This is a genomic window from Leucobacter sp. wl10, assembly GCF_003569785.1.
Taxonomy (GTDB): domain Bacteria; phylum Actinomycetota; class Actinomycetes; order Actinomycetales; family Microbacteriaceae; genus Leucobacter.
This window is the reverse complement of sequence record NZ_KZ984011.1, coordinates 1-13,891: the sequence shown is the minus strand read 5'-3', so window position 1 is coordinate 13,891 and position 13,891 is coordinate 1. Positions and strand designations below refer to the sequence as shown.

The 13,891-nt window shown below is 62.9% G+C and carries 10 protein-coding genes; 2 read left to right on the top strand and 8 right to left on the bottom strand.

The window, feature by feature from the left end:
* Window positions 1-23: 23 nt before the first annotated feature.
* Entirely contained in the window at window positions 24-941 is a 918-nt protein-coding gene (locus D1J51_RS16025; protein ID WP_205547984.1) for a DNA cytosine methyltransferase, read from the bottom strand.
* A 300-nt stretch (window positions 942-1,241) separates the two neighbouring features.
* On the opposite strand from D1J51_RS16025, the gene mobF reads away from it, so the two are divergent.
* Together mobF and D1J51_RS16015 are read left to right on the top strand one after the other, a co-directional pair.
* Window positions 1,242-4,769 carry a MobF family relaxase gene (gene mobF, locus D1J51_RS16020; protein WP_119076959.1) on the top strand — a complete coding sequence of 1,176 codons (3,528 nt, stop codon included), beginning with the start codon at window positions 1,242-1,244 and terminating at the stop codon, window positions 4,767-4,769.
* Window positions 4,770-4,920: 151 nt separating this feature from the next.
* Window positions 4,921-5,277 (top strand): sulfate permease, encoded by a 357-nt coding sequence (locus D1J51_RS16015; protein WP_100814252.1) that lies wholly within the window; start codon window positions 4,921-4,923, stop codon window positions 5,275-5,277.
* Between the two features lie 79 nt (window positions 5,278-5,356).
* On the opposite strand, the gene D1J51_RS18070 is transcribed toward D1J51_RS16015, so the two are convergent.
* From D1J51_RS18070 to D1J51_RS18235, 7 genes are all read right to left on the bottom strand, one after another.
* A complete protein-coding gene (locus D1J51_RS18070) occupies window positions 5,357-7,117 on the bottom strand; it encodes a hypothetical protein (protein WP_162903894.1) in 1,761 nt (586 codons plus the stop codon).
* A 64-nt stretch (window positions 7,118-7,181) separates the two neighbouring features.
* A complete protein-coding gene (locus D1J51_RS16010) occupies window positions 7,182-9,368 on the bottom strand; it encodes an ATP-binding protein (RefSeq protein ID WP_119076921.1) in 2,187 nt (728 codons plus the stop codon).
* Window positions 9,365-10,003 carry a hypothetical protein gene (locus tag D1J51_RS16005; RefSeq protein ID WP_100812881.1) on the bottom strand — a complete coding sequence of 213 codons (639 nt, stop codon included), beginning with the start codon at window positions 10,001-10,003 and terminating at the stop codon, window positions 9,365-9,367. The genes D1J51_RS16010 and D1J51_RS16005 overlap by 4 nt, the downstream gene beginning before the upstream one ends.
* Window positions 10,000-11,454 carry an SIR2 family protein gene (locus D1J51_RS18065; RefSeq protein ID WP_162903893.1) on the bottom strand — a complete coding sequence of 485 codons (1,455 nt, stop codon included), beginning with the start codon at window positions 11,452-11,454 and terminating at the stop codon, window positions 10,000-10,002. The genes D1J51_RS16005 and D1J51_RS18065 overlap by 4 nt, the downstream gene beginning before the upstream one ends.
* A 60-nt stretch (window positions 11,455-11,514) precedes the next feature.
* The gene (locus D1J51_RS18700) at window positions 11,515-11,781 is read right to left on the bottom strand and encodes a helix-turn-helix domain-containing protein (RefSeq protein WP_232711533.1); all 267 of its coding nucleotides are present in this window, start codon (window positions 11,779-11,781) and stop codon (window positions 11,515-11,517) included.
* A 450-nt stretch (window positions 11,782-12,231) separates the two neighbouring features.
* On the bottom strand, window positions 12,232-13,542 hold a 1,311-nt coding region (locus D1J51_RS16000; protein ID WP_240423378.1), incomplete at its 3' end, for a recombinase family protein.
* The coding region (locus D1J51_RS18235) for a hypothetical protein (RefSeq protein ID WP_205547982.1) at window positions 13,539-13,891 on the bottom strand (353 nt) is incomplete at its 5' end. The genes D1J51_RS16000 and D1J51_RS18235, both read right to left, overlap by 4 nt.

Here is a 13,891-nt window from a genome sequence, read left to right as displayed (position 1 = left end):
GGGCCGCGGGCCAGTCGCGTCGGTCAGGATTGCAGGCGCCGGTGCGGGCGACCGATGATCTGCGTCCGGTAAGTCACTGGCACGGCGTAACGTCCCCATCGTCGAAGAATTCCTCGATCAACCTCCACAGGCTCTCTGACTCCTCGGAACGTGGGTACCCATTCGGGCCGTGCAAGGCAAGGTCGATGATCTGGTGGCTGAGCGCAATCGTGCCGCGGCGTGCTTTCACCTGTTGCAAGCTCTCGCCCCCGCGAGCTGCGTCGGATGCCAGTGGAGTGCGAAACAGTGCGGTGGGCAAGGATGAAGACCCGGTATCGGGGGTGGGGTGCGCCGACCGCGGAAGCGGGTAGACCGATCCATTGCGCGTCATACCGGAGGTCGGCCAGGTCTCCCAAAACTGCTCCTGCTGCTCGAAGAGGTCGAGCTGTGGTTTCTCCCAGATGCCACGGGTCGCGTTCCATATCGCGAGGGGTTGCACCGTCGGGGGCTGCATTTGCGATGTTGCGTTGCTCATCGTGGACTCCTTCGAAGTTTGCGCGTATAGCTGGTGCAGAAAGCAGCCCGCGGACATTCTCGATCACGACCCAGTCGGGTTGCAGCGCGTCGATCGCTGCCGCCATATGTGCCCAGAGGCCGGAACGGGTGCCGGGCTTCAGACCGGCCATCTTCCCGACGGTCGATACGTCCTGGCAGGGAAACCCGCCACAGAGGATGTCCACTGGCGGCACGGTTTTCCAGTCGATGGCGGTGATATCACCAAGGTTCGGGGCCTCGGGCCAGTGGTGGGAGAAGATGCGGGCGACGGGCTCGTTGATCTCGGAGAACCAGATCGTTCTGGCATTGAAGACTTCTTCGACAGCGAGATCGAGTCCGCCGTAGCCGGAGAACAGCGACCCGACACGCAGCAGAGCGACCCGGTCGGTGAGTGTCTGGTCGGCCACGGGTAAACCTCCTAGAGCGGTGATCCCGGAGCCGTGCTGCTACTCCGAGCTGGTCACCAACCAGGTGCACGAACCGCCCACGCGCCGCCGCTCAGCCGACGCCTCCCACCTCGCTCCAGCACCGTCGGCGCCCAGCGCTGCCGATCCCTCGCGGTTCGCTCGAACGGGTTGTCACGCGTCTTGCAAGCGAGGTCCGCCACCTCCCAAAAGTGACCGCAGAAGTCACCACACCCGCGGGCCGCGGAGCTCACCTTCGTGGTGAGGAGAGGGCGGTGCCTGTTGACAGTTTCGATGCGGGTGATGTCCGCCGGCGACGGCTACAAGTACCTCCTGCGCACCGTCGCTACTGGTGACGGTGATCGGGTGCTCTCCACACCGTTGACGAGGTACTACACGGAGGAAGGAACACCACCGGGCCGATGGCTCGGATCAGCCGTCATCGCACTCGGCGGCGGAACCATCACGACTGGCGACGAGGTCTCTGAGCTGCAGCTTCAACGTCTGATTGGACAGGGCCGCGACCCGGTGACCGATCAGGCGCTCGGTAGCCAGTATCGGAATTACCCAACCGTGACCGAGAGCATCGAACACCGCACGTCGAGGCTCGACGCCGACCTTCCCGTGACCGAGCGTGCCGAGGCGGTCGCCGCAATCGCGGCTGAGGAGCGTGCTCGTGGGGTGCGGAAGGCGGTTGCGGGGTTCGATTTCACGTTCTCGATTCCGAAGTCCGCATCGGTACTGTGGGCGGTGTCCGACGCGGGCACGCAATCGCTGATTGCGGACGCGCATCACGCGGCGGTTGCGGAGATGGTTGCGTTCATCGAGCGTGAGGTTGCCGCAACCCGTGTCGGCGCGGCAGGGCGCAATGGGGCGGTTGCGCAGGCGGATGTGTCCGGGGTGATCGCGACGGCGTTCGATCACTACGACTCGCGAGCGGGTGACCCGCATCTGCACACGCATGTGGTGATCTCGAACAAGGTGCAGACTGTCCACGACGGCAAATGGCGATCCCTCGACGGGCGTCCCCTGCACGCCGCGACCGTTGCGCTCTCGGAACTGCACGAGGCGGTGATCGCTGACCACCTCACCCGTGCGTTCGGCGTCGGATGGGAGGCGCGCGACATGGGGCGTGACCGTAACCCTGCGTGGGCGATCAGCAAGGCTCCCGAGAAACTGGTGGCGGAGTTCTCATCGAGGTCCCGGCAGATCGATCAGGAGAAGAACCGACTCATCGCCGAGTACGTCGCCCGCCACTGCAGACAACCATCGCTTGCCACGGTGATCAAGATCCGAGCTCAGGCAACGTTGGCGACCCGGCCGGAGAAGCAGGTCCGTTCCCTCGCAGACCTCACCAGCGAGTGGCGGGAGCGCGCGTCGCACCTGCTCGGTGAAGACGCCACCCGATGGGCCCGCACCGTCACCGCGAACGACGCACCGCTACTGCTGCGCGCGGACGACATGCCGTTGGACGTGATCGACTCGCTCGGGCACAGCGTGGTCGAAGCAGTCGGTGAGAAGCGGTCGACCTGGCGGCGCTGGAACCTCACCGCCGAAGCCGCACGACAGACCATGCCCTACCGGTTTGCCACCACCCTGGATCGTGAAGCGATCGTCGGCATGGTCGTCGACGCCGCCGAGCACGCCTCGATCCAGCTCACCCCGCCCGAACTCGCCTCCAGCCCAACCGTGTTCCGACGGGATGACGGCAGCAGCAGGTTCCGACCGATCGCGTCGACGGTGTACTCGTCGCCTGAGATCCTGGCGGCGGAAGACCGGCTCCTCGAGCGCGCCCGCACCATGACCGCACCCACAGTTCCGGTTGAGGTGATCGAGAAGGTCACCCGTCGCCCGGACCGCGACGGCCGGCTCCTCGCCGACGACCAAGCCGCCGCCCTCACCGGCATTGCGATCTCTGGCCGGGCAGTTGACGTGCTGGTCGGCCCGGCGGGGGCTGGGAAGACGACGGCGATGCGCGCGTTGCGCACGGCGTGGGAGCGGGAGCACGGGCGCGGCAGTGTCGTCGGGTTGGCGCCGTCCGCGGTTGCCGCGCAGGTCCTCGCCGACGATCTCGGCATCCGGACGGAGAACACCGCGAAGTGGTGGCACGACCACCAGAACGCCGGTGCGTCGTTCCGTAAGGGGCAGCTCGTGATCGTGGACGAAGCCTCCCTCGCCGGCACTCTCTCGCTCGATCGCATCACGGCGCACGCGGTGCAAGTTGGTGCGAAAGTGCTGTTGGTGGGTGACTGGGCGCAACTGCAATCCGTCACCGCCGGCGGCGCGTTCTCCCTCCTCGTCCACGACCGAAACGACGCCCCAGAGCTGGTCGACGTGCACCGATTTGTCAACGTCTGGGAGAAGACCACTTCCCTCGATCTTCGCCACGGTCGACCAGAAGCCATCGACGCCTATGCCTCCCACGGCCGCATCACCGGCGGCGATACTGAGGCGATGATCGACGTCGCCTACACCGCCTGGCGCACCGACACCCTCGCCGGAGTTTCAACGGTGTTGATCGCGGACTCGAACGAATCCGTCCATGCCCTGAACCAGCGCGCCCGTGCCGACCTCATTCTCGACGGCACCGTGAACGTCCGCCGCGAAGTCGCCCTCCAAGGCGACGCCCGCGCCGGAGTCGGTGACACGATCATCACCCGGAAGAACGACCGACGCCTCCACACCCCGCGCGGGTGGGTGCGAAACGGGGACCGCTGGACCGTCACTGACATTCGTGACGATGGATCGCTCACCGCCCGCCGCGCGGACAGCCGCGGCACCGTGATCCTCCCGGTCGAGTACCTCTCCGATCACGTTGATCTGGGATACGCAGTGACCGCGCATAGGGCGCAAGGCATCACCACCGATACCTCCCATGTGCTCGTTGATCCTTCTACGACGAGGGAGAACCTGTATGTCGCGATGACCCGCGGCAGGCAGACGAACCGCGTCTACGTCGCCACCGACCGCCCCGACGACAACCACACCACCCCACACCCGGCAGACGATCCTGAGGCGACCGCGAGGAGCATCCTCTACGGGGTCATGCAGCACGTCGGCGCCGAGTTCTCCGCACACGAGACGATCACCGCTGAACAAGAAGCGTGGGGGTCGGTGGGACAGCTCGCGGCCGAGTACGAGACGATCGCGCAAGCCGCACAACACGACCGCTTCACCACCCTCATCCGCGAATCCGGCCTCACCCCGGACGAAGCAGAAGACACGATCCACTCCGACGCATTCGGAGCTCTCACCGCAGAACTGCGGCGGGCGGAAGCGAACCACCACAACATCGACGTGCTCATGCCGCGGCTGGTCGCGGCTCGCGGCTTTGGCGATGCCGATGACATCGCCTCTGTCGTTCACCACCGCCTCGTTCGCGCGACCGAGAGGCCGGCTGGATCTGGTCGTACTCGCAAGGCGCCCCGTCTGATCGCGGGCTTGATCCCCGAAGCAGCGGGACCCATGTCCGCCGAGATGCGGAAGGCTCTGGCGGAGCGGCGCGAGTTGATCCAGCATCGTGCCGAAGCCGTCCTTGACCAAGCCCTCACCGAACGGCAGGAATGGGCGCTCGCGCTCGGAGACACACCGACAGAGCCCAGAGCCGCGGCAGCGTGGAAACAGCAGGCGCGGACCGTCGCCGCGTATCGCGACCGCTACGGCACCACCACACGCACTCCGCTCGGCCCAGCCCCCGATAGCGACGCGCAGAAGATCGACGCGGCACGAGCGAAAGCAGCACTTGCGAGGCTCCGCGACCTGGCTAGCAGTGACGGTCAGGATGCTCCGTCGCGGGTGATGCGGCGCGAGGGTGCGAGCCGGGGCCTGTGATCGGTTGCCCTTCCGAATGTCGCTGGTGCGTCATACCCTGATGGTGAGGCGGATTTCTCCTTGATATGACGCTCCTCGGGGCAGGCCGCAAGGCCACTCACACACGCACCGCCTCCGACGATCCGTCGTGCATGTGAGAGGAAACCCCGTCATGATCCGCCAGCTCTGGACCCTCAGCGTCCACACCCGCGCATTCCTGCGCCGCTACATGCCCACCAACATCCTCCTCAACGCCATCCGCACCCGCCGAGGACTCAAATGGGGAGTCCCCGCGATGCTCCTCGCCGTGCCCTACCTCCTAGCCGCGAGCACCTTCACCACCCTCATCGCAGACGGCGGACCCGGATGGCTCAACTTCCTCGTCCTCCTCTGCCTGTGGAACACGATGAAGTTCATCATCATGGGACCCGTCAGCCTGATCCTGCTCGCCCGTATCCGCGTGCGGGAAGCGGTCGCCGCTCGTGCAGAGCGACGAGCCATGGCCAAGTCGGTCGAGCAAGCGGTTTGACCAGCGGCTACGACTGCACCCACGCACAGCACCAACCGTCAAGAGGGATCGCCCAGTTGCGCCGAGAGCAACGAGAAGACTAATACCAGACCCATCCGATACGCCGCCGTAAACCCGTGCGAACCGCGGCGAGTGGCTTCGATAGCTCGGCATGATCAATCGCGCCAGCGAGCGCACAAGCAAACCCTGCCAGCCTTAGGAGCAAGGCTGACTCGCCTTCGTTGTAGCGAAACTTGAACCCGTGCGCGCTCAGGTTTCGGATATTTAGGCCGTCCGATAGCAAGGTGCCGCGAAGCGTACGGACCCAGTCGACGTCCAGGCCGTTGTCTTCGAGCGCCTGGACGTAGAAGTCCAACGCTGGGAATCGACCAGGGCTTGCGCCTCGTTCGGCTCTATAGAGCGGTTCATCGAGCTTCAGTAGTAGGCCCCGCGCCGCGGCCTCAATGAGCGGCAGGCACACAAAGGAAGCCCCAGTAAAGTCACTTTCCCAATGTCGCTTCTGAGCGTCAGCAAGATGCTCTGACAGAACCGGATCGCACCCAAAGACGCCGGAAAACCAGTTGGCGAACTCCACATGGCTGGGGCTGTCGAATCTCGAATCAATGAACTCGAGTTCGAGCGCCAAAATGCTCGCCATGGAACCTATATTGCTACCTTCGAGTCGATGAAGCTGTTCTTCCTCAACGCTGGTACCTGTTCGAGTCGGCAGGTTCAGTGGTCCAAGCGAAATGTTGCTCACCAAGGACAGCAAACCCTGCCTCCCGTTCTCAGCTTGTACTACGTTCTTGGCGTGATCACCGGTTGGTGCCGGCCCAGCGAGAAACACTCGGTAAGCATGACGCCAGTCTCGCGCATGCCGATACTTCCGAAGGTGACGTCGAAGATGGTTCCTCGAAACAGGCAAGTCGTGCTCGAACGTCTGCAACTCGACATCCTCGCCTGCAGCCTGAAGAAAGACGGCTGCATCGTCCCGCAAATCGAACTGCCCGTACCTCTCCGCTAGTTGCATCGCCTCGTACCCGAAGTAGACCTTTCGTATCCCGTTGCTCTCGCCGCGTGCGCTATCGAGATACCAGGAAACGTGGAGTCGCGCGGCCGCTGTCTGGTCCTCATCGCTGTCTGCCGCCAAAAGGAGTAACCTGACGATCTCGTCGATAAACTCGGGTGCTGTCGCGGCGATTCCGCGAAGACAGTCTCGAATTTCGAGTCGCTCCGAGGATGTTGTGGAGCCGTCTCTAGCCGGAACGCTCAAGAGAGCAAGCAAAGTCAGTACGGCGTGACTGTGGCCGAGAGTCAGCATCTCTCGCGCAAGTTCCAGGGCTTGCTCTCGCACGGATGCCTCGGTCACCATCCGACGGCTCCGCACGATCGTGTTAGCTCTCGCAAGTGATATCGCCCGGCGGCCTGGTTCGAGGGCTACATCTCTCGCGCACGTCCGATAGTGCTCAGCTGTTGCTTCCGCGTGCGCAGGCGAAGCATCCCGTCTCCCGCTAAGGATCAGATCAGCGACGTGAGCACGAACCATGTGGTCCGATACCGAACGCAGCAGAGCCTCGCGAAGCACCCAGGCCGCCTCCGGGGTCGCAGCGAAAGGGCGGGTGGCGGTCGCTCTGACATTGGATTCCTCGAACGCAACGGTCCCTGCAGCCGTGAAATCCTCTTGGAGCTCGACGCCGAAGAGGAAGTCGAACTCCAGTCGGGCCGGGTCAGCCAGTGATCCATAGTCCGCATCCGACCAGGACCTCGCCCAAATCTCGGTAGTGTCGCTCGCGCCGTGAGCATGCTTATCAAGGAGCGCACTGATCCGCACTGAATCCGTCTCTACGAACTCATACTCCATGCGTTGCTCGCCAATCTGTCACCGAAATCCTCATAAGCACTACCCGCGGGGTCATCCGAGGTCGCTACGGAGTGACAAGCTTCAGGGGGCTGGTTTCCGCAGGGACGTCCCATTGCTCAACACCAGGACCGTTGCGGTCCCACTTCGTGAAGCGGACATAGGTCGTTCGGAAGTTCTCACTCACCGGACGAAGCTTTCTCGCTAGCAACGAGGCGAACGCATGATCGTGGGTTGTAACGATCAGTTGGCGATGAGGGAGGATCTTGCGAAGTAGATCAACGAGGCCGAGAAGATGCACGTCGTCCAGGTTCTGGAGCGGGTCATCGAGTATCAATGACTTCACGTGAGTAGGCGCGAAGCCGAGGTTGAACGAGAGGAACAAGGAAACAGCAAGCGCGTTTGCTTGCGATGTAGATAGCGTCTCTCCGGGCTCCGTGACATCAACCTGAACCTCATCGTCACGCAACATAGGAGTGAGACGGTGCTTTCCACCAAACTGACGTGTGGCAATCTCAACCGATCGGAACGTTGGATGGGGGTCGATTGCTGCGTAGAACTGATGCAGGAGAGGCTTCAACTGCTTCAGACGGTCGGAAACAAACGTCTCCGCGTCTGACTTCACTGCATCAAGAAGTGCGGTAGCGACGTCATTTGTGCGCCGCCGATCGGCAATGTCTTGCTCCTTGGAAGCCAAAGAGTTGCGGAGTGCCTTGGACTCAATTTCGATTCGATCACGTCGTGTCTTCGACGAGTCCAGTGAAGCTGCTGCATCGAATTCGCGCCCTGCCTCCAATGTCCGCGCGATCTGAGACTTCCGCCTCGCTACACGATCTAGTTCAGATGCGAGTCGTTGGATTTCGTTGCCTGCCTCTGCTGACGCGTCAGGCAGCTCATCAGAGAAGCTGGCCAGAACCTCCCTTGTTCGCCTCTCTCGATGCTCCCTCGCCGCTTGTGCTGAAGCGCGTTGTTCGAGCATGGCGCGGTGCTGATCTGAGACCGTCTTGAGTCGCAGGGACAGTTCACCCAGTCGCTTCTCTGTAGCTTGGAGATTTGTTCGTTGCAGTTCAGCGCCTTCTCGGAGAGCTGCATTCTCTGTTTCGTTGGCGATGGTTTCGAGGCGACGACGATACGCTTCCGGATCGACTTCTTGGCCGCAGGCTGCGCAGCTATCTGCCACGTGACGGAGCAGGATCGACGCCATACTTGCGAGTTCTTCACGAATAGAGGTTGCCTGTCTACGCGCCGCGTCTGCTTCTCCAACTTCGACGCGAAGTAGCTGGATGTCGCGCTCGACCTGTTCCTTCTGAGCCGTCAGAGCAGCGACCTGACGTTCGAGTTCGATGACCTCGGCTTCGTCCGGACCTTCGGGAAGCGGCACGCTCAGCTCTGCCTGTGTCGCGAGCAAGGCGGCTTCATCCTGCTCGATTGTGCTTCGCTCCTGGTTGAGGGCAGCACGCAACTTCGTCAGTGAGCTCTCGCTCAGTTCCCGATCTTGGGCGTCCTGGATCGCGACGAGCCCGAGTGCCTCAACGTCGCTGCTCCATGTCTGCCATCGAGCGCTCACCTCGGCCGTATTTGCTTTGGTGATCTCAGTTTCAAGCACGGACAAAGATGCTGCGAGGTCTTCGACCTTTGCGCGATCACCTTCGAGCGCCGAGTCAGCCTGGTTGACCGCGCGAACCCATGCTCGCTTGTGCGATTGGAGTTCATCCGCAAATTCTCGTAGACGCCCGGCACCCACCATGCTTGCGACCGCATCGAACCGCTCTGTGTCCTGACGTCCGGTCAGGAACTCGCGCAGCGACTCTTGCTTCAGGTAGATCGAGTCCACGAACGACTGTGCCAGTGTGGCGAAGTCTTCGTTGGTATCGGTGCCCGCGAGATTTTGGCGGAGCCAGACCTCCGCGTCCGCGCCACGAAGTGACGCATCGTTAACGCGCACTCGAAGTGGAGCGCGCAGTTTCTTGGCGTCGGTCTCGCCCGGGTTTTCCAACGATCTCGTGATGACAACATCGTCACCGTTGAAGTCGGTTCGCAGCTCAACCGTCGTGGTTCCCGACTTGCTGTAGAGGTTTCGGGGTCCCTGGGAGCCGGTGGTCTTGCCCGAGATTGCCCATGAAATCGCGTTGCAGATCGTCGTCTTGCCGTAACCATTCGCGCCAACGACGATCACCACGTCTGCGTCGAGGTCGATGTCAACCTCGCCCGAGACTCCGCCGAACCCTGCGATGGAAACCCCGGTGACTCTCATAGTGCATCCGTCCCTGTCCGCTGGGTGGTGATCAATCGTTCGTGGAGCGCTTCAAGCGGAGGCTCGCCTGCCTCGTAGGCAGCGATGACCACGTCGAGGTGCTCATTGCTGTTAAGTACTCCCGCAACGCGCGATGGGAGCGTGGCCAAGGGGTCGGCCCTCCCCGGCGTGGTGTCGAGATCAAGATCGAGAATCGGCGCCAGGGTTCGCCTAACCTGTGGTGTCAACTCAAGCGGATCGAAGACACGACTTGGTAGATCGTCCGCTGTCAGCACCAACTTGCGTACACGTCGCGTGTCAGATCGTATGGCGCTCAGCTCCGCAGCCAGTTCCTCCGGAACGCCGTCCATCGCGACGAGGACGAGGTACCCATCCCAAGACTTCGGGTCGGTCGCGATTACGTTCGCACCTAGGAAATCGACCACATGATCTTGTGCCGTACCCCATCCGGCGACGAGCTCTTCAACCGACTCAAATGCCCACACCGCGATCACCGAGTACTCGTCTTCAAATGCCATCGAGCCGGAAGGCCAGGATCGGTGGCGAGCGCTGTCTACGCGGGCGATCTCAGACTCTGCAAGCAGCCTTGTGATCTCCGTGAGGAGTAGTTCGTTCGTTACAACCGCGTCGGTCATCGTCGTAGCTCCTCAACCGCTGACTGCAGGTCAGTCGCGGGCCGTCCTAGGTAATCGTCTGCGAAGATCGGGTGGATGGTGTCGGCGCCCCTAATGAGGTCGCCTGACGTGTCCTCCCGAACAAGGTCATCAACACTTGGTGTTCGCGTGTTTCTGGCTCCAGCCACGATGACAAGATTTGTTCGTTGCTGAGGCGCCAGACTATTGTTTCGCTCACGAATCTTGGTGCTGATGGCGCTCCACGCGATGGCGCCTCCGCCATGCGCAAGCCCAAAGACGAGCGTTGAACCGCCATCGGTCTTGACCGTGAGGCGGCCATGCTCATCCAGGTCCAGGGAACTCGTTGCGAGCGCTGCCGATAGGTGGTCCGTTGCTACCAGGAGGTGCGCGATCTGCCTTTGGTTCGCGGCGTCCCCTTCTCCGGCATAGGGGTGCGGGCCCAGTAGCCAGGTGGCTCTAGCGCGGCCGAGGTCGAGCAGCGTGATCTCTTGGATAGGTTTTGCGACATCTTCCGACCGGCGCAACGCCATTTCGGGGTCATCGTCCGCCATTTGACTATGTGCGTCGCGGACTCTTTGCAACTGTTCGAGAGCTACTCTTTGGGCGAGTCTCGACATGAAGTCGCCCCAGTAGAGGTCAACAGTGCCGGTGAGGTTCGCGCTCAATGCTTCGTGGAACTTCGAGTCTTGATTGCGGTCGACCAGATAGTAGGAGGATTGTGCTTTGGCGGCGAGGTTGCTGACGCTCTCAGTGAGAACATTGGCGGGACTGCCCAGGCCGACGAATACTACGACCGGAGCTGACAGGTTTGCCGCTGCGATCACGCTCTCCCATTCCGCAGCCCAGTCTGTATCGAGCGCGCTCTTTCTGAGTACCCAGGTCTCCTCAGGCTGATTGACGCTTCGGTGTAGGTGCACCACGGAATGTGAAGCAAGGTTCGCGTGTTCGTCAGGACCTTCCACGAATGTGATGTTCGTGCTGTTGCCCAGGGCGGTTACGGCGTGTTGGAAGGCCAGGTCGTAGTTCAGAGTGATCACATGCCGAATCGCGCCTTCGATGAGCAAGGCGGCAGCTATGAGGTGCCCCGAGTTTGGGGCGGCCGTCCGCCAAGCGTCCTTCGGTAGGCGACTCGTCAGTTCAGCCTGCGATCCGTACTTGTCGTACAGCAGATCAGCTAGAACCGAGAGGTCGTCGGGATCTGTACACTCTCCGTCGTTCAGAACGCCATCTGCAACAAGTCGCCGGTGGGCTTCGCGGGAGTAATGCGCACCACTCGCAAAGCCGGTCGGCTTCTCCATCGAGACCCCGGCACCAACAACGAGTACCACGCGGCTGCCTGCTGCGTCTGTGATGCGTTGAAGGATCTCCGCGGGGAAAGCTGCCGGTTCCGTTGACGACTGGCTCTGGTCGGCTTCTGGCAACACGTCCTCCTCATCGGTGAGAGCTTTCACGTCTACCGATGAGGTCAGCCGTGGTGATCACATAACCCCCACTCTACTAACTCCACCTCCTCAAGCCGAAGAAGCTCGGCGAGCCTCGTGAGGGCGTCTGCCTCGCGCCCGAATCAGACCTCTCTCCTCGACCACTGCGTTCCGGACCGTCTTCTCATCGACGCCAAGCCGTTCAGCGACCTCCCGTAACGTGAGACCTTCTGCGTATAGGGAAGCAGCACGAGCGCGGCCGGTAAGACTGAGCCCAGACGCCCTGAGCCGCGCTCCCTCCTTGGTGACGAGCGTGGGGACTGTCCCGCGATGTACTGCATACTTCGCGGCTATCATTCGAACTGGCATCCCCGCTTCATAGTCCGCGACCAACTCGGCCCGCTGTTCCGGGGTCAACCGTGTTTGAGACTTCGCCGGATTCTTCACGACTACGCCTCGCGAATCGTGCCTCTCCGGGGTTCGACTCCGCGGTCCACGTCGCTCAGACCCCCTGAGAACACGTCGAATCAACGTTTTGAGTGCCGGCCTCGTGTTTGAGAACCGCTTGGGAAGGTCCACCCAAAGTGTCTTACGGGAACACGCGACATGCGTATGTTCGTCGCGTTTGTGTTCCGCCTCCTTGCTTTCGTCGTCGCTATGTTCGTGGGCTTCGCGGATGATGGTGGCGAACGGCTCGGCCAGTCTCGGGCGTAGTTGTTCGTCGTCGGTGATGTCGAGGCGGGTGTAGAAGGCTTGGTTCGCCAGCCGCCGGTCGGTATCGCCGGATCGGGCATAGGCGTGGTGCANTTTCAGGGTGGGGAGGTCGATGGCGTCGGCGAAGTGCGCGGCCAGCAGCTTGTCACTCTCCGCTTCGAGCTTGGCGCGGTTGGCCATGAGGTCGGCTATCTCTTGGTCGCGGCCCGCCATGCGCTTGTCGAACGCCGCATCGACCTTCGCGGCGAGGTCGCGGTAGGTCTGGTCGTTGATCGTGATCGAGGCGTAGGAGTCCGCGACAAGCCGTTCCGCGACCGCGACCGGCACCGCCCGCCGGGTGCAGCCGGTCTTCTTGGAGGCCCGGCCGGAGCAGACGAAGTAGGCATAGGTGACCCCGCGCGGGTTGGTGGCGAAGTCCAGCAGCATCCTCGACCCGCAGGTGCCGCAATGCAGCAGCCCTTTGAGGTGGTGGGCGTGCTGAACATGCCGGGTCATCTTCGCCGTCCGCGCCCGCAGCAGCGACTGCACCGTGTCGAATAACGCCGGTTCCACGATGGGCTCGTGCGCGCCGGGATACAGGGCTCCTTTGTAGCGGATCACCCCGGCGTAGTACGGGTTCGTGAGCAGTTTGTAGAGCGTGTTCTTCCCCAGCGGTTTGGACGGGCGCTTCGGCGTCGGCACCGTCACAAGACCCCGCGCGGTGAGGTCGCGGAGCAGCCCGGCCACGGAGGTCTCGCCTTCGGCGTACCGCTCGAACGCCCAGGTGATGAGCGGGGCGCGTTCGGGATCGACCTCGACGGTGCGTGTCTCGCGGCCCGCGTCGTCGGTGCGGCGCACGTTGAGATAGCCGATGGGCGCGCGCATCGGAGTGCCGCCCTGGGCGACCTTCTGCGTCAGCCCCTTGGTGACCTCAGTAGCGAGGTTCCGGGAGTAGAACTCCGCGATGCTCGACATGATGCCGTGGACGAGCATCCCGGAAGGGGTCTGGTCGATGGACTCGGTGGCGGAGACGAGGGTGACCCCGGCGCTGATGAGGGCTTCGTGAATCTTCACGTCGTCAGCGCGGTTGCGGGCGAGCCGGTCGAGCTTATGCACGATGCAGAACTGCACACGCGACGCGGCGATGAACGCGAGCATGTCTTGCAGGCCGTCACGGTCGGCCGACCGTGCGGACTCTCCGGCGTCGATGAACTCGCGCACGATCCGCGCGCCGAGTTCGTCGGCCTTGCGCTGGTTCGCCTCGCGCTGCGCGGGGATCGAGAATCCTTCGTCGGTGCCGCCGCGCTCGGCCTGCTCCCGCGTCGAGACACGCAGATACGACACGGCCAGCAGCACGGGCATGTCTTCGGCGTGGTCGCTGGTCACGCCTGCCGGAATGAGGGTGGGAGCAGTGATCGTGCTCATGCTGTGCTCCTTCGTTGGTGCAGTGGCTCGGGTTCCATTGTGTCTCGCGTGTCTGCGCTGCCGCCGTGCAAATCGGCGGCCAGCTCGTCCGGCAGCGGGAGGTCGTAGGGGTCGGGCTCCCCGGCGCGGTGGGCGTCGTAGCGGGCCTGGGTGATGTTAAGCACCCACTCCACCAGCCGCCGCATGTCCGGCTCCACCCGCCGGGTGACCCGGAGGCGTAGCCGCCCCGGATCATCCCGAGCGCCTGCCCCGAGCGCACCCCTGCCCTGCGCCGCACGTCGCGGTCGCTCAATGTCGGTGGGTCGGGGCGGGTCACTCATCTCTATCTCACGCTGTGGCAGATACGCCA

Bases quoted from the DNA above. Each gene is read 5' to 3' on its own strand.
- mobF (WP_119076959.1), top strand. From the start codon at position 1,242: ATGTCCGCCGGCGACGGCTACAAGTACCTCCTGCGCACCGTCGCTACT.
- D1J51_RS16015 (WP_100814252.1), top strand. From the start codon at position 4,921: ATGATCCGCCAGCTCTGGACCCTCAGCGTCCACACCCGCGCATTCCTG.
- D1J51_RS18070 (WP_162903894.1), bottom strand. From the start codon at position 7,117: ATGGAGTATGAGTTCGTAGAGACGGATTCAGTGCGGATCAGTGCGCTC.
- D1J51_RS16010 (WP_119076921.1), bottom strand. From the start codon at position 9,368: ATGAGAGTCACCGGGGTTTCCATCGCAGGGTTCGGCGGAGTCTCGGGC.
- D1J51_RS16005 (WP_100812881.1), bottom strand. From the start codon at position 10,003: ATGACCGACGCGGTTGTAACGAACGAACTACTCCTCACGGAGATCACA.
- D1J51_RS18700 (WP_232711533.1), bottom strand. From the start codon at position 11,781: ATGATAGCCGCGAAGTATGCAGTACATCGCGGGACAGTCCCCACGCTC.